This window comes from Sphingobacterium sp. BIGb0165 (genome assembly GCF_024810095.1).
GTDB lineage: Bacteria > Bacteroidota > Bacteroidia > Sphingobacteriales > Sphingobacteriaceae > Sphingobacterium > Sphingobacterium detergens.
Genome location: NZ_JANUEB010000006.1, coordinates 299,678 through 316,337 on the forward strand (window position 1 = coordinate 299,678; position 16,660 = coordinate 316,337).

The 16,660-nt window shown below is 40.7% G+C and carries 17 protein-coding genes; 9 read left to right on the plus strand and 8 right to left on the minus strand.

The annotated features are described in order from the left end of the window. Positions 1-125: 125 nt before the first annotated feature. On the minus strand, positions 126-2,591 hold the full coding sequence (locus M2408_RS15700) for a glutaminase family protein (RefSeq protein WP_259183259.1): 2,466 nt from the start codon (positions 2,589-2,591) through the stop codon (positions 126-128). A 351-nt stretch (positions 2,592-2,942) separates the two neighbouring features. Here M2408_RS15700 and M2408_RS15705 point away from each other — a divergent pair, with 351 nt between their 5' ends. After that, positions 2,943-4,745 (plus strand): mechanosensitive ion channel family protein, encoded by a 1,803-nt coding sequence (locus tag M2408_RS15705; RefSeq protein ID WP_259183260.1) that lies wholly within the window; start codon positions 2,943-2,945, stop codon positions 4,743-4,745. A gap of 2 nt (positions 4,746-4,747) precedes the next feature. Here the strand turns inward: M2408_RS15705 and M2408_RS15710 are convergent, their stop codons facing one another. Continuing rightward, positions 4,748-6,202: a PLP-dependent aminotransferase family protein gene (locus tag M2408_RS15710; protein WP_259183262.1), complete on the minus strand. Its 1,455-nt coding sequence runs from the start codon at positions 6,200-6,202 to the stop codon at positions 4,748-4,750. A gap of 99 nt (positions 6,203-6,301) precedes the next feature. Between M2408_RS15710 and M2408_RS15715 the strand changes: the two genes are divergently transcribed. Next, on the plus strand, positions 6,302-7,183 hold the full coding sequence (locus M2408_RS15715) for a DMT family transporter (protein ID WP_259183263.1): 882 nt from the start codon (positions 6,302-6,304) through the stop codon (positions 7,181-7,183). Positions 7,184-7,220: 37 nt separating this feature from the next. Here the strand turns inward: M2408_RS15715 and M2408_RS15720 are convergent, their stop codons facing one another. Continuing rightward, positions 7,221-7,721, minus strand: coding sequence for a GNAT family N-acetyltransferase (locus M2408_RS15720; RefSeq protein ID WP_259183264.1), 501 nt, complete (start codon positions 7,719-7,721; stop codon positions 7,221-7,223). A gap of 153 nt (positions 7,722-7,874) precedes the next feature. Here M2408_RS15720 and M2408_RS15725 point away from each other — a divergent pair, with 153 nt between their 5' ends. The 5 genes from M2408_RS15725 (at position 7,875) to M2408_RS15745 (ending at position 11,025) form a co-directional block, all read left to right on the plus strand. Then, entirely contained in the window at positions 7,875-8,486 is a 612-nt protein-coding gene (locus M2408_RS15725) for an FMN-binding negative transcriptional regulator (RefSeq protein WP_259183265.1), read from the plus strand. A gap of 18 nt (positions 8,487-8,504) precedes the next feature. Beyond that, positions 8,505-9,044 carry a GNAT family N-acetyltransferase gene (locus M2408_RS15730; protein WP_259183266.1) on the plus strand — a complete coding sequence of 180 codons (540 nt, stop codon included), beginning with the start codon at positions 8,505-8,507 and terminating at the stop codon, positions 9,042-9,044. A gap of 9 nt (positions 9,045-9,053) precedes the next feature. Continuing rightward, complete coding sequence (locus tag M2408_RS15735; protein WP_259183267.1) at positions 9,054-9,788, plus strand: YggS family pyridoxal phosphate-dependent enzyme; 735 nt, start codon at positions 9,054-9,056, stop codon at positions 9,786-9,788. Between the two features lie 11 nt (positions 9,789-9,799). Then, positions 9,800-10,531, plus strand: coding sequence for a glutamine amidotransferase-related protein (locus M2408_RS15740; protein ID WP_259183268.1), 732 nt, complete (start codon positions 9,800-9,802; stop codon positions 10,529-10,531). 176 nt (positions 10,532-10,707) lie between these two features. Then, the gene (locus M2408_RS15745; protein ID WP_259183269.1) at positions 10,708-11,025 is read left to right on the plus strand and encodes a hypothetical protein; all 318 of its coding nucleotides are present in this window, start codon (positions 10,708-10,710) and stop codon (positions 11,023-11,025) included. A gap of 116 nt (positions 11,026-11,141) precedes the next feature. Here M2408_RS15745 and M2408_RS15750 read toward each other — a convergent pair whose 3' ends face one another. Both M2408_RS15750 and M2408_RS15755 read right to left on the minus strand, forming a co-directional pair. Continuing rightward, entirely contained in the window at positions 11,142-11,432 is a 291-nt protein-coding gene (locus tag M2408_RS15750; RefSeq protein ID WP_259183270.1) for a putative quinol monooxygenase, read from the minus strand. Beyond that, positions 11,429-12,040, minus strand: a complete 612-nt coding sequence (locus tag M2408_RS15755) for an NAD(P)H-dependent oxidoreductase (protein WP_259183271.1) — start codon at positions 12,038-12,040, stop codon at positions 11,429-11,431. The genes M2408_RS15750 and M2408_RS15755 overlap by 4 nt, the downstream gene beginning before the upstream one ends. A gap of 97 nt (positions 12,041-12,137) precedes the next feature. Here M2408_RS15755 and M2408_RS15760 point away from each other — a divergent pair, with 97 nt between their 5' ends. Continuing rightward, the gene (locus tag M2408_RS15760) at positions 12,138-13,034 is read left to right on the plus strand and encodes a LysR family transcriptional regulator (RefSeq protein ID WP_259183272.1); all 897 of its coding nucleotides are present in this window, start codon (positions 12,138-12,140) and stop codon (positions 13,032-13,034) included. A gap of 7 nt (positions 13,035-13,041) precedes the next feature. On the opposite strand, the gene M2408_RS15765 is transcribed toward M2408_RS15760, so the two are convergent. After that, positions 13,042-13,611, minus strand: a complete 570-nt coding sequence (locus M2408_RS15765; RefSeq protein ID WP_259183273.1) for a Crp/Fnr family transcriptional regulator — start codon at positions 13,609-13,611, stop codon at positions 13,042-13,044. A 121-nt stretch (positions 13,612-13,732) separates the two neighbouring features. Beyond that, the gene (lpdA, locus tag M2408_RS15770; RefSeq protein ID WP_259183274.1) at positions 13,733-15,136 is read right to left on the minus strand and encodes a dihydrolipoyl dehydrogenase; all 1,404 of its coding nucleotides are present in this window, start codon (positions 15,134-15,136) and stop codon (positions 13,733-13,735) included. A gap of 355 nt (positions 15,137-15,491) precedes the next feature. Here lpdA and M2408_RS15775 point away from each other — a divergent pair, with 355 nt between their 5' ends. Beyond that, positions 15,492-15,956, plus strand: coding sequence for an OsmC family protein (locus M2408_RS15775; RefSeq protein WP_259183275.1), 465 nt, complete (start codon positions 15,492-15,494; stop codon positions 15,954-15,956). Positions 15,957-15,964: 8 nt separating this feature from the next. On the opposite strand, the gene M2408_RS15780 is transcribed toward M2408_RS15775, so the two are convergent. Beyond that, positions 15,965-16,660, minus strand: coding sequence for a LytTR family DNA-binding domain-containing protein (locus tag M2408_RS15780; protein ID WP_257088039.1), 696 nt, complete (start codon positions 16,658-16,660; stop codon positions 15,965-15,967).

A 16,660-nucleotide genomic window follows, 5' to 3' on the forward strand; every position in this document is an offset into this window, starting at 1 on the left:
ACAGAAAAGAGCCCGGCGGAATACCGGGCTCTGCTATAAAAAAAGGTAATTTTGTTTATCCGTCCAATGATTTTGGAATCAATCCATTTTTTGTACTTCGTTTAAAGTATGGATATTTTCGCCGCTTATTTTTGCTGAAGTTTATCCGATAGCATCTTCATATAAAAACCACCTACAACACTACGTGCCTTAAAATTCTCACGTATCCCTGTATTCGCGTCGTAAAAATCATTTAGTGGAACACGAGATTCTGTTTGGATCGCATGGTTGTAAACCGGATGCACCAAAGCTTCGAATTCATCCCGTGTTGGTGCAAATGTAGCAGTCCACAAAATCCAGTCGTTTTTGGTATATGCTTTTCGGCTATCCAATGGAATTCCAAATCTACTTTGTTTGGTCAGGTAATACTTGATCTCCGTGTTATAGACTTTCTGTGGAAACAGATTTAGTCCCAGCACCTTGTCCCAAATCAGATTATATTTTTGGCTCCAGGTATTTTTATCGTCAAATGTCAGCGCGTAATGGTCTCCGGCATCTGCCATTTCCATCCATTTTGGCACCATCTCCTCCGCAATGGCACGATATTTCTTCGCCGTCTCATTTTCGCCGATCGCTTCAGCCATTTGCGCATAACAGGCGATCCCCACAATAGCCTTTACCGATAAGTTTACATTACGGGCGAGATGGCCCGCAAAATCATCTGTACATAATTGCGTTTTAGGGTCGAAACCATCCTTTACAAGATAGTCTACCCAAGTGGTGAGCGTCTTCCAGTGCTTACGTGCATAGTTCCCATCCCCCTGTACTTTTGAAATCGCAGCGGTCAAAATAATCATATTTCCAGACTCTTCGACCGGCATTGGCTCGCCATAAGTCTGTCCATTGGCCAATGGATATGTACCTAGATCATGTGCTGCCCAAGGGTGAGGATATTTGCCACTTTCACTAAAGTAAAAGATACCCGTCAACATGCCTTTCAACAATTCCGGATTATAGATCAGGTATAGAGGTGCCGATGGATAAGTGACATCGACCGTATTAATAAAACCACCACTGTTGTTCTCTTTGGATAACCAGAGCAATTCGTCCTGTGGACTTTTCACCAAGGTGTGCGCAGCAATACTCTGGCGATAAGCCAGTGTTGTTAAATGGGCATATTCCTTTCCGCCAGACTTTAACGCATCTGTGTAAACCTGTTTATCGAAAGCAACACATCTATCCATTACTGAGCGATATTCATTGGCCGCTAAGGTAAGCTGATTTTCAATGGTTTCTTTACCAGAATTATTCCACCAAGGCCGCAGATCTTTTTTGAAATATTGGATAGCATAAATCTCATCATAGCCAAGTTCAACAAAACGTTCGACTTCCTTATTGCCCACCGTCCCAAAAGGAATGATTGTATTCAAAGATAATGCCGTTCCCTTTGTACTTGTTGACTTTGTATTTCCTTTTCTAAAGTCATCCACAGCCGTTGCCATTGGACTTACAAACTGCTGCGACTGATCTTTTTTGGGTGCGGCAACATAAAAATAGCCCCAGTCAATACGCATATCATCGGCTCCTTTTTGCAACATAGGTTGTTCGACTGTTCCTGTTTTCAAAATAGCTAATTTGTCAGTCTCATATTTTTTAGCAACGACCTCCTGTGATGGTTTATAAACCGCAATGTTGGATGCCGCACTTAAAAAGACTTTTACAGCATGTTGTTTTCCATCATTTGCTTTTACCTGATAGGTAATATAAGATACAGGACGAGCCAATAGATTAAGATCATCCATCAATAGCGGCGATGTAAATGTGAGCTTCAGATCGACTTTGCCTGCCTGGAAGTTATATATGGTACGTGTGGCTGTTATCTCCACATCTTTCTGCACGGCAGTTTGTATTTTAGCCCCCCCCTCTTTGAGCCTATCTACTAGGCCAAAGTCAAGAAAACGGCCTCCGGCAGTATTGCGCAAATGAATAGCAATCTGATTTTGACCCGCCTTTAGGTCCGACTTATTTATCGGCAAATACTGGAAGCTGTTTGTCCACCCCGCCTTTTCATAAACCTTTTTCCCATTTAAAAACACCACGACATTATCATCATGGTTCAATTTTAAGAAGAGTTCGTTGATGCCTTGCGGATCGGTCACATTAAAGGCACGACGTACCCAGATATCATCCGATTTCCACAAAGTCTTGACATGTTTTTGATCGTCTCCCAGAGGAGCAGCACCTGATTTCCAGCCACTGGCTTTATAAGAAGAGGACTGCCAATCTCCTTCGGGTTTAGACTCGGTATATTGTACAGTAAAAGACTGATCTTCCGCAGTGGGAAGAATCGTTTTATAATTGGGTTCCTCCTTACCAAGAAAACGATAAATATTGCCGTCGACATTAATCAGTCCCAAGAGCGAATGATCTGCTTCGGTCCAATGTTTGGTGGTTGATGCATTCAACTGATCCGTCATTGACCAGATACTAAAGTTTGGATTGTGGGTAATCAATGGGTAAGCTGGAGCTTTTCTCTGTTGGGCCTGTACATCAAAAAAGCTCGATATACAAGCTAACAAGCAACAAATACTCACTTTTCCGAGTTTGTTCATCTTAAAAATAGGTTTTTTAAAGGGTTTAATCATATATTTTGATAAAATTAGCGACCTAGCTGTTTTCAGGCATAAAAAAGAATCATTAAAAATGCCTAAAGAAAAATATAAGCTTCACAACAAATAACGTTGGAATAACTGACATTCAGCAGCCTCTTCGTATCATTTTATATGCAATTTATATCATATTGCAGCAGGTCCCCCCATAGATTAGCGGATAAAAAAGATAATCGAAAAAAGATTAGAACATCCGATAACTGGGTTCAACAAAAAACATTATTATCTTTGGCTATCCGATCAGGATCAGATTGGTCAGGCTGATAGATTGGAATCAATTTTACCTTGGAGAATATGAGAAGATTTTACATTTTTTTCTTTACAATTATACTGTGTTTTTGTTCAACAATCGTTGGGCTTTATGCACAGGAGAACGATTCAATCAATAAAAAAGAACTTGGTTTAAGCACCTTATTAAATGATATCCGACAACAACAGATCAACGATTCACTCGAACGTCAGAAACTACAGCATGAAATCGCCAGTCTCAAAAGTCAGAATAGTCCCAAGAAAGAAAATCTAAAACAGCAGCTCAATAATTTTGACGAAGAAAACAATCTGCGCAAGCAACAGTTAAAAATCAAAGTTGACTCGATCAAAAAAAACACCAAGCGTTATGCCGTCGCACCATTTAATGACACCCTTTTTTATATCTATAACAAATTGGGTTCATCTCTGGCCAAAGATCGCGCCTACAATGTGGTCAGCAGAATTGAGAATCTCTATGAAGATGATTTTGTAAAAGTAGATTCCTTCAAAATCGAAAACAACGAAATCAGCGCCGATATTGTTTACAAAGATCTGATCATTACTTCCATCACAGAACTTGACGCCCTACTGGAAGGGAAAAACAAAGAAGAGATTGCCACACAATACCTCAAGCGTATCCAACAGGCCATCAGTAAGGAAAGAGCGGACAATAGCATTACCAAAGTGCTGATCCGTACAGGACTTGTCCTCCTTATCCTTGTGGTCTTTTCGATTTTGGTGTATTTTATCAATAGACTAAAAAGATATGGCACGAATCGTCTATTGGCCGAACGTACAGAGCGGATCAAAGATGTTAAAATCAAAAATTATGTGTTCCTTACCTCCGTTCAGAAAACCCGTATTTTCATTAACACAATCAATATTGCACGTTGGGGACTGATTGTATTGATCGCTTTCATCATGCTTCCCATTGTTTTCAGCGTCTTTCCCTTTACGCAAAGCTGGGCCTCCAATCTGATCGGACTTTTTACCAAACCCCTGAAAAAAGCGGTCTTCGCCATTTGGGATTATATTCCAAATCTGATCACCGTTTTTGTCATTCTATTTGTCATGCGTTATGCCGTACGGTTTGTGAAATATATTTTTAACGAGATTGATAAAGGTAAATTGGAGGTCAATGGCTTTCACCGGGAGTTTGCTATGCCTACATTTACCATTGTCCGGTTTCTATTACACGCCTTTACATTGGTACTTGTATTCCCTTATCTTCCGGGCGCCAATTCAGACATCTTCAAAGGGATATCTGTTTTTATCGGAGTACTATTCTCTTTGGGATCATCCTCCGCCATTTCCAATATTATTGCAGGTCTTGTCATTACCTATATGCGCCCTTTCCGGATCGGTGACCGAATCACAATTGCGGATAAGACAGGTGTTGTTATTGAAAAATCACCCTTGGTAACCCGGCTAAGGACAATTAAAAATGAGGAAATCACCATTCCAAATTCATCCATCCTATCAGGCAATACTGTTAACTATTCTACCTTTTCAGAAGAAGGAATATGTTTTCAGGTTGAACTCACAGTGGGCTATGAAGAACCTTGGCAACGTATACACGAATTGCTCTTAAATATTCCCACACGTATAGCACGTGTCAATCAACTTCCGGCACCATTTGTATTACAAAAAAAACTAGACGATTTTTATGTCCTCTACGAGCTGAATGTTTATATTTCCAAATCTGGGGAAATTGAGCTGGCCAAATCCGAGATTTATCAACATATTCTCAATGACTTCCTAGCTGCAGGTATTGAAATGAATGGCCCGCACCTATTTGCAAAATTGGATCATGTACCACAATACCAGCCTAAAAACACAGATAAATAGTATTAAGGTCTGTGATCTATTTCTGGATCAGTTTTGTTGGCATGTAGCATCATTTTGGCTAGATTTCCCAACTGTACCAGTGCAAAACGTAGTTCATCCGTCCAGGGTAGTCCTAAGCAGAGGCGCATACAATTTTGAAATTGATTTTGCAGGGTGAACATTCTCCCCGGAGCAATACTCATTTTCTTTTTTAATCCGTAGTTGTAAAGCTTTGTCGTGTCTATGCTTTTTGGCAACTCGACCCAAAGTGCTAACCCTCCTTGGGGTCTACTGATCCGCGTCCCTTCTGGAAAAGATTCCGCGATCACATTGGCAAACCGTTGATAGTTTTCCTGCAATGTTTTCCGAAGATCATAGAGATGATGATCATATCTTCCGGTCATTAAGAAATTACCCACTGCCTCGTGAATTAATGTTGTGGACGACAAGGCATGGATTAATTTCAAGCGGAGAATCTGATCCTTGTATTTCCCTGCAGCGACCCAGCCCACCCGGTAACCGGGGGCCAATGTTTTTGATACCGAGCCACACCATAACACATTGCCCTCTTCGTCAAAGGTTTTACAACATTTGGGTCGTTCACTCCCAAAATAGATATCGCCATAAGTATCATCCTCAATCAGTGGAACAGCGTGCTTAGCAAGTAACGTGACCACTTCCATTTTATTTTTATCGGGCATACAATAGCCTAATGGGGTATTGAAATTGGGCACAAGTAGACAAACATTGATCTCGGGCAATAAGCGTTCAAGCGAATGGATATCAATCCCCGACATTGGATCGCAGGTCAATTCAATAACCTTTAATCCCAAACTCAGAACCAATTGCAAAATACCGGGGTAGCAGGGACTCTCCAATGCAATGGTATCTTCCGGCTTGGTCAATGCCATCAGACAGAGTGACAAAGCATGCATACAACCATTTGTTGTGATGACATCATCCGCTGTCAATCGACCATCCCAGCCCAGGGAACGGGCCGCTACCATCCTACGCAATTTCAGATTCCCCTGTAAAGGTTCATATTCAGCGCCGCCGGCATCTAATTCCCGGGTTGCAAGTACGATTTCCTTTTTTAATTTAGCCAAAGGCAGTAAATCCCCTGAGGGAACACCGATGGAAAACAAGGTTAGGTCTTTACGGCCCATATTCGCGTAGACGCTACTGATCAGCTCATTGGGCTCAACGCTATCCGCTATCAGCTGTATTTGACCTGTTTCCGGAAGTTGTAACTTATGCTGATTCAATGCGTTAACAAAATATCCCGACTGCGGTATCGAATAAATTAGTGATTGCGCTTCCAACGCGAGGAATACCCGCTTAGCTGTATTCATACTGATACCATGTTCTTTACTCAACACGCGCACCGATGGTAACCGTTCATTGGGTCTGAGAACACCATTTTTTATTTTACTCGCTATATTTTGAGCCAAAACACTGTATAGAAAGTCTTTTCCCATATTGTAAATATAACTGTATCCATCAATTAAACAAAAACTGTAACTGTACTCAATCTTAACTATTCGCGAGATTTGTATCAAAATTTAGATAATCTAACAATGAGCATCAATACAGAAGCAACGGAATCATCAAATGGCTGGCTAAACGGTTTACTTGGCGTCATTATATTTAGTGGATCATTGCCTGCAACACGGATAGCAGTCCTAGATTTAGATCCATTCTTTGTGACCGTAGCCCGCGCTACTATCGCAGGTATACTCGCCCTTATCGTATTATTGATCAACAAGGAAAAATTCCCTCAAAAAACACAGTTTTTATCCCTAGGTATTGTGGCGTTGGGCGTAGTCATTGGTTTTCCCTTATTGAGTGCCTTGGCCCTACGTTATGTGACTTCCGCGCATTCCATTGTCTTTGTAGGTATACTTCCCGTATCAACTGCTGTTTTTGGTATCATTCGTGGCGGCGAGCGCCCTCGTCCGGTATTTTGGATCTTTTCGATATTGGGCAGTCTTTTGGTTGTTGGATATGCCCTTAAGCAAGGTATATCTTCCTCTCCTATTGGCGATATACTCATGCTATTATCTGTAATCCTTTGTGGACTGGGCTATGCCGAAGGGGGCAAGCTTTCAAAGACATTGGGGGGCTGGCAGGTAATTTCCTGGGCATTGGTATTTTCATTACCAGTGGCTCTGCCCTTGACTTATATTTTTCTTCCAACCACGGTAACCCATGTAAGCATCGGAGCCTGGACAAGTCTTGCTTACGTTTCCCTCTTTAGCATGTTTATCGGTTTTATCTTTTGGTATAAAGGATTAGCTCAAGGCGGTATAGCCTCTATTGGACAGCTACAGCTCCTTCAACCCTTCTTTGGTCTAATCTTAGCTGCTAGCCTACTTCACGAAGAAGTGAATATCGGGATGTTATTCGTTACCATTGGTGTCATACTCTGTGTGGGTGGCGCTAAAAAATTTGCCAAATAAAAAGACATGAAGCGCAACAGACCTTGTCAGCTGACAATTATAAAACCAACACATACATCAGTTCAGCTGCGACAGTACCATCCGGCCATTCAACGTCACGGGAATGCGTATAGGTAAAATTAAGCGCTTGATTTGCTGCCTTTGACGATTCATTCCCCGCGCGATGCGATACGGTGATTTGCGCACATCCTTTTTCGCGGGCCCATGCAATACGTGCCTGATAAAATAATCTTGACAGTCCTTTTCCGCGATGAGGTTCACGAACAAAAGAAGCAATCAGAATAGCATTTGAAGCGTCATCACGGTCCACGACCACGCCCGTTAATCCAATGATATCCTCTTGATCATATAGTCCAAACATCGCACAATTTTGATTCTCAAGTAGTGCCACCCAATCCCGCTGGCTGTAAGCCCCCTCTCGTTGATAATTACTTCCAAATACCCCGGGATCTGTATGTAACGCTTCCAGCCTAACCTTCTTGTAATCTTCCCATTGTGCTGGAGCCAAGCGCTGCAATACGTAATTTTCTTTCTTCATTTCTTCTTTTACTATCACCAAAGGTAAATATAACCAACAATCTCGATTAAACTCATGAAAATTGTCACTGGACTATCCGCTTTATTGAATTTGGACCATTTATTCCCATCACTTTAGCCCTATTTTTGATATGATCAAAAAAATACGCTTTGTATGTACGTACCCAAACATTTTCAATTTAAAGACTATACCGAACAGATCGCATTTATGAAACAATATAGTTTTGCAACGATTGTATCCATAAAAGACAATATCCCTATAGCAACACAACTTCCCTTTCAGATCAAGGAACATGCAGATAAGCTATTTTTAAGTTCGCATTTTGCTGTTGCAAATGAGCAAGCCAACTCTATCGTAGAAAACACTTCGCTGGTTATTTTTTCAGAACCACATGCCTACATATCCCCTATGCATTATGACAAAGAGGAAAGCGTCCCAACCTGGGACTATATCGCTGTACATGCCTACGGAACAGCACGGATTATAAATAATGAGGACGAAAAAACAGAAGTGCTTGAACAGATGATCAAGACCTATGACAGTGCTTATTTAAACCAATGGCGAGGGCTTTCGGATCGTTTTAAAAAGGGCATGATGCGCGGCATCGTCGCCTTCGAATTGGAAGTAACGGATCTACAGGGACAAAAAAAGATCAGTCAGAACAAAACTGCTATCGAAAGGGAACGTATTGCGACATATTTAGAACAAGGAGACAATCCGATCGAAAAGAACATCGCTAAATCTATCAGAAATTTACAGTCTTAATTTATTACACACGGTCACATGGACAAAAATTCAATAAACATAAAAATCCTCAAAGTGAAAATGACCGATATTGATCTATTGCAAAGTATAAGTCAGCAGACCTTCATCGAGGCATTTTCCGAAACCAATACAGCAGAAAATATGACGAAATACATGGCGGAAAAATTCTCGAATGAAACATTATTGGCTGAATTGAGCAATCAAGGGTCGGAGTTTTATTTTGCCCAACTAGATAATAAGATCATTGGCTATCTCAAAATAAACAGTCAACAAGCGCAAACTGAATTACAGCATGAGCATGCACTAGAAATAGAACGCATCTATGTATTACAAGAATTTCAAGGGAGAAAAGCAGGACAATTCCTCTATGAAAAGGCATTGGATACCGCTAAATTAAAAAACGTAGACTTTATTTGGTTGGGTGTATGGGAGAAAAATCCCCGTGCGATTAGTTTCTATAATAAAAATGGTTTTGTCGCTTTTGATAAACATATTTTTAGATTAGGAGATGATGAGCAAACTGATATTTTGATGAAAAAAAGTGTCATTAACAATTAATTTCAAACTATGAATGCGACTATCAGTAACAATATAAAAACGATACTCCAGCGTATCGAAAAGGCATGTCAGAGTAGTGGTCGAGATCCACAAGAAGTAACATTATTGCTCGCAACAAAAACTGTAACAGCGGATCGAATTAAAATCGCCTTACAAGCTGGACAGACCTTGATTGCCGAAAACAAAGTGCAGGAACTAAAGGAGAAATACGAAGACCTGAAGGGAATTGCACATCACAATCATTTTATTGGACACTTACAGACCAATAAAATCAAAGAAATCCTCAAATATAATGTCTCCTGTGTGCATTCTGTAGACCGCTTCGATTTAGCCCAAAAACTCCACCAGCGACTCACAGCCGAAAATAAAACCATAGATATACTCATTCAGGTCAATACATCTTACGAAGAAAGTAAATATGGCGCTGACCCAGATCAGGTCATTGACCTCGTCAGGCAGATCGCCCCTCTGAACAGCTTACACATAAAAGGATTGATGACGATTGGCCTCCTAAGTGCCGAAGCTGAACAAGTCCGTAGGTGTTTCCAGTTGCTCAAACAGATTCAACAACAAATCATTATGCTCGATATTCCGAATGTATCGATGCAAGAATTATCCATGGGAATGAGTGGGGATCTGGAAATAGCGATTGCCGAAGGCGCTACTATTGTACGGGTAGGTACAGCGATATTCGGACAGCGAAATACCCCCGATAGTTATTATTGGAACGAGAATTTGATTTAAAAATAGAGCTTATGAATGTACATTTTATACAGCATGAAGATTTTGAAGCTCCAGGAGCCTATTTGCAATGGGCATTAGCACGACACCATAAAACGAGTTTCTCCAAGGTATATCAATATGAAGCGCTACCACAAGACGGCACGATGATAGACTTATTAGTTATTATGGGTGGTCCTCAAAGTCCAGATTCCTCTCAACAGGAATATCCTTATTATGATGCGCACGCTGAAATTGCCTTAATCAGGCAATGTATACATGCTGGAAAAGCCGTTGTTGGGGTTTGTCTAGGATCACAATTGATCGGTGAAGCCCTAGGGGCAACCTACGAACCGAGTCCGGAAAAAGAAATAGGCGTTTTTGAGATCCAACTTACTCAAGATGGTTTAGCGGATCCGAAAGTTAGGCATTTTGATGAATTTCTACCTGTCGGTCACTGGCATAATGATATGCCGGGGCTCAGTCCAGCCAGTCAAGTTCTTGCGGTCAGTGTAGGTTGTCCACGACAGATCGTAAGGTACACCGACCTGGTTTATGGCTTTCAGTGCCATATGGAACTCAATGCGGAAGTTGTCGAATTGCTGATTCAGGCAGAGAAAGATCTTTTACACAAAAGCAAACTACATAAATTTGTGCAGACTCCAGATCAAATCCGCAGTTACGACTACACCGAGATGAACAATAAGCTATTTCAGTTTCTCGATCAGCTGGGAATTGCCTATCAACATACAAAAAACAATTTTTAGAACGGATCGAAGCAATCCAAATCCGGTTCCTCAGCCATAGATAGCAATCCAACATTACAGTGCATGTACAACGGATTTGAAAATGACCGACGGCAAATCATCTGTAGTAGATTTAGCAGATTTTAGGAACGAGGTATGAAAAAAAACTGTAGATTTAGTTATCAAACAAAACGTCGATGGATTTTACACTTAAGCATTTTTTTAGATCAGCCACGCTATTAATCTTCGGTCTACTGTTATTTTCATGTTCGGTCAAAAAGAACGATGAAAATCTAATTTGGTATGAAAACCAGGTTATTGAGCAGGCAGTGCCCGAACAAGATTCGGTTTACAGGATACAGATTGGTATGATGGCTTCTTCTTTTTGGCTGGATAACAAAGGTAACGAGCGGAAAGATCAGTTATCTCTTTTACAAGAGAGTCTGAAGCAAAGGAATCCCCTTACTATTGGCGTTGAAAAAGGAACCAATAAAATCATTCGTGTTACTAAATAGCAATAAACGATTAGCACTCCGTAACGCTAACACGAATGATTTCAACAGTTTTTAATATAAAAACGTGTCTGATTCCAGTTTAAATTTTAAATTTTGTCCTCCCTATCAAAATGGAATCAAGCTATTTTTTCCATTAAGTAAATCTGAGGTGTCTCTTGCAGCTTCTCCTCAACCATTCGCCCAAATGCGAGGATATAAGGTTGCTGATTATGTGCATCAAGTCCGGCTTGGCTTTCCCAGATTTCATAAAAGATAAACTGATTCTCATCTTCAGCCAGCTGATGCAGATCATACTGTATACAAGCAGCTTCCTTTCGGCTCTCTTCGACCATATGCTGCAATGTATGCATAACCTCGATTCGAAATACCGGATTCGCCTTTAAAATAGCCGTTATATAGATCTTCATGATAACTGAGTTTCAAAATAAAATACCTCTTCCAAATATGCTTTATATTCCTTTTCGTAGTTATCCACACGCTCCTGTGTTGCGCCTTTCTCCATATCATGGAAATGAAAACTTCCAATACTTTCCAATCCAGCAAATTGATTCATCTTATGAAAGCCAAACAGAACACCTTCATCAACAGAATGCTGATCAAAAAACTCACCTTCCATCGTAAATGCCGTATCTGGCGCGTTCCAACTTGAGGTTACAAAATATTTTTTCCCATGCATCAATCCACCGGTACCGTAATTGATTGCCGGATTCTTACGCGAACGGCCATCACTCTGGTAGATTCCATTATTGTGTCCAGCTGTAAATACTTCATCTATATAAAGTTTTAGACGGTTAGGCACCTGAAACCACCATACAGGGAAGTGATAAACAATGATATCCGCCCATTTAAAATTTTCAGCTTCCACCATCGCGTCAAACGCATCATTTACATTGGTCACACGGGTTTCAAATCCATTCTTAACCAAAGTTTGCTCCGTCCAATTTGTAATTGTGGTATTAAAAGAACCACCTGAGTGTGCGAACTCCTGTCCGCCATTGATAATAAATATATTCATCTCTATTATTTTTATTATTGATAATACAAATTTCTATTATTTTCATAGATCATACAAATAATTTAAATTGTACATTTGTATCATTAAAATAATAGATATGAAATGGAACTTAGAATGGCTTCGTACTTTTAAGGCGATTTATGAGACCGGCACATTGTCAGCGGCCGCACAGGAATTGTTTATTTCGCAACCTGGCGTGAGTCTACATCTCAACTCCTTGGAAGCCTTTACAGGGCACAAACTATTCGATCGGTCAGCACGTCGGATGGTACCGACAGAGAAAGGAAAAATTTTATATAATTATATTATTGATCCGCTTAAAAAGCTAGAAATAGGCGAACAACATTTTCACAATCGAGCTCTGGATGAACGTATTACCATCAGCGTTGGTATGTGTTTTGAAACCTTTCAATACACTCTTGAGGAGCATATTGCCCAGCTTCCCTTTAACCTCATTATTAAATTCGGCGAATACCCACAGATGCAACAGGATCTGGACAATGGATTACTCGACCTCATTATTACACCGCAAAAAGGTAATCAGCAGAATTTAGTGTATCAGCCCTTTTCAAAAGAGCGTATCGTGCTGATCGCAGGTTGCCAAACAGATACAACCGAATTGGAAGCTTTATTGCAGGACAATAAGATCAAAGAAGCTTCCGAGCTATTAAAAAAACAGCTCTGGTACAGCACTGCCGCAGATATGGATCACCTCAGGAATTTCTGGTCAACACATTTTGGCGAACATCCCGATTTCAGCCCCAATTACATTGTACCCAATATCAGTTCCATTATACGTTGTCTCAGCAATAACAAAGGCTTTTCTATTGTTCCTGATTTTTTATGTGCAGAAGCTATTGCTTCCGGCAAAATTAAACTGGTCTGGGAAGGTCAATCTCCGGTTGAGAATACACTTTATTTTGGTACACGCAAGAAAACAATGTATCAAGAGGAAATCAGCAAATTGGAAACATTGCTACAGGAAAAATGGTAGATTTCCCTTATTGATTCAGCATCTTACTTAAGAATTCGGGGGTCACGCCAATATAGGCGGCCACCTGCTTTTGCGGAAGACAGGCAATTAAGCTAGGATAGCGTGTGCAAAATCGTTCATAACGCTCCTTTGCGGTCAAACGGAGATTTTCCATGGCACGGCTCTGGTAATATACCAAGGCGTTTTCTGCCAACACCCTGAAATAGATATTCAATTTTGGGATCTCCGTATACAATCTATTGAGATCCGTTTTTGCGATCATGGCAATTTCAGAATCAAATACAGCATCAATGGCAAGATATCCCGGTTTACCCGTGACAATACTATACATATCCCCTATCCACCAACCTTCGGGTGCAAACTGCTGAATATATTGATACCCATTTTCATCTACACAATAACTGCGCAGACAACCCGAAACGACAAATAGCGCATAACGGCTCACATCCCCTTCCAACAATAAAAACTGTTTTTTCTTGACCTTTTTCAATTTGACAAAGGAAAAGAAAAGATCCATTTCCTCCTTAGTAAGATCAATCTGTTTCAGGATGCTCTCCGCTAATATATGTTGATCCATGCGACAATACGAATTGATATTTAACAAATATAGTTTATCCCTAACCCCGAACCAAAGTTTCTATCAATTGTTTATTGTTTGCAGAAAGTCACCTACATGACCTTCTGCAAGTCAAATACAGTTAAATATTGACCGATGGTCGTCCTGATGCGATGACATGTGCTTCCTTCATCACTTCGGAATAGGTCGGATGGGCGTAAGAAATCCTGGCCATACTATCGGCCGTAATTTCATATTCCAGCCCTACGACTGCCTGTGCGATAAGATCTGCAGCCCTTGCTCCCAGCACATGTACACCCAGCAGTTCACCATAGACTGGATCCGCCAAAACTTTCACAAAGCCCTGCGTGTCCATTCCCGCACGTGCACGGGCATTGGCAGAAAATGGAAAGTTCCCAACAGTATATTTCATTCCCTTCGCCTTGAGTTCCTCTTCGCTGAAACCGACAGATGCGACTTCAGGCCAGGAATAAACAACAGCAGGTATTCGATCATAATGTATATGCGGTTTTTGACCATTGATCTGTTCGACAACAAATAGTGCTTCCTCCTCCGCTTTATGGGCCAACATCGCCCCACCGATCACATCTCCGATAGCATAAATATTGGGGGCAGCGGTCTGCAACTGATTATTGACCACAATTGTTCCCCTATCATCCAACTGAACATCCGTATTTTCCAGCCCCAATCCTTCGGTATAAGCTTTGCGACCTACAGCCACCAACACATAGTCAGCCGTTATTTCCTGCTCCTGCCCAGAACAATCTTTGAACGAGACCTGCGCGCTATCGCCCAAATTTTCTGCTTTATAAACAGCCTGTTGAAGCAGTATGCGGATACCTTCCTTTGACAGGATTTTTTTGAGCCCATCCCCCAGTTCATGATCCATATTTGCCAGAAGATGATCCGCATATTCGATGATCGTAACTTCAACGCCCAATCGATTGAATATCGAGGCCATTTCCACGCCAATCACACCACCACCAATTATAACCATGTTTTTTGGCTGCGCCTTTAGGGATAAAGCCTCCGTTGACGTGATAATTCTTTCCTTATCAATCACTAGCCCAGGAATAGTAGCCGGTTTCGACCCTGTGGCGATAATGATCTTATCGCCCTGAATAAGCTCGGTCACATTGTCTTTCTTTACAATGCTTAATGTCGAATTATCCACAAAGGAGGCTGTACCCTGAATCACCGTTATCTTATTTTTCCGCATAAGAAAATTAAGCCCCTGTGTATTCTGTAGTACCACCTGATCCTTACGCGCATACAGCCGTCTAAAGTCTACAGACAAGCCATCCGTCGTAATTCCATGTGCCGCAAAATGATGTACAGCATCATGATAATGATGGGTACTGTCTAAAATAGCCTTTGTCGGAATACAACCAACATTGGTACATGTTCCACCTAATGTATTGTATTTTTCGACCAATACCGTTTTATACCCCAATTGGGCAGCACGAATCGCGGCAACATATCCGCCGGGCCCAGAGCCAATAATGACTAGATCATATTGTTCCATATCTCAAATTATTTTTGTACCTAATTCCTATTTATCACGCTAACACCTGCCTTTTGAGCTGCCTATATTTGCTATTAAAAAATAATACCATTTGGTATATAAATAATCAAAAAAAGCCTACACAAGCCTAATTAAAACAATTAAAAATTTAAAAACGAATAACATGATGCAAATATATAAAATAAAATACCATTAAGTATATTTTATTATTAACCAAAAAAAGAAAAGCATGACCACTATATAAACGAATTGGCAGTTCCGACACCTCTCCATAGACAATTGGAGTTTATGACATAAAATGCCGCTGATATTTTATAACTTCACAAGGAATAAGCAATAAAAACATCATTTGTCAATGAAAGAACATCAATATAAAGCGACCGTTGAATGGACGGGCAATTTAGGGAGTGGTACAGATCATTATAAAAACTATGAACGAAGCCACCAGATCAGCATAAAGGACAAAGTGATTATCCAAGGGTCTTCTGATCCGGCATTTCGTGGAGATCCCAATAAGCACAATCCCGAAGATCTTTTACTTGCGTCCTTATCCTCCTGCCACATGCTATGGTATCTTCATTTCTGTTCGGTCAACAATATTATCGTGGAATCGTATATTGATCATGCCACAGGAACAATGATGGAGGAAGAAAGTGGCAAGGGCTTTTTTAAAGAGGTCATACTTAGCCCCTCAATCCGTGTACAGCGACCTGAAATGATCGACAAAGCAATAGCACTTCACAAAAAAGCCAATGAATATTGTTTTATTGCAAATTCAGTGAATTTTCCGGTGCTCCATCAACCCCATGTAAGTGCTTAAGGATGATTTTACCTGTTCCCCAAGCGTTCCTGTAATTCTCTTCTGAAAGTGATCCCAACGGGGAGACTCATATTATTGATCTGCACCATACCATGTTCATATTTGCTGACCTTGTTGATAGAGGCAATATACGATTTATGGATGCGGACAAATTTGGACGCAGGTACCTGCGTTAAGATCTGTTGGGTGGTACTGGCAGTCAGGTAAGTCTGCGCCGGTGTCACGATTTTTACGTAGTTACCAAAACTCTGAATAAAATCGATCTGAGAAAGCTTCACCTCAATCAATCGTCCATCCATACGGATACTTATTGTTTTTGGCTCCTCCTCCTGTGGTATTGTACTCTGGTTAAAAGATAGAAAGCGCTGTACAGCTTTAATAAAACGAGGAAAAGATATTGGTTTCAACAAATAGTCCACCACCCCATAGTCGTAGCTTTCCAATGCGTACTCCGAATAGGCTGTTGTCAAGATCGTTTTGGGTGGATTGTCCAACATTTTCAAGAATTCCATTCCGGTAATTTCGGGCATGTCAATATCCAGAAAGATCAGATCAACCCGGTTATTGCGCAGATATTCCAGTGCTTCAAAGGCATTATAGCATTGAGCGACCAATTCCAGATCAGCGCTTCTTTCAATATAATTTACCAATACATAATGTGCAGCTGGTTCATCGTCAACCACAATACAGCGATTTTTCTCCAT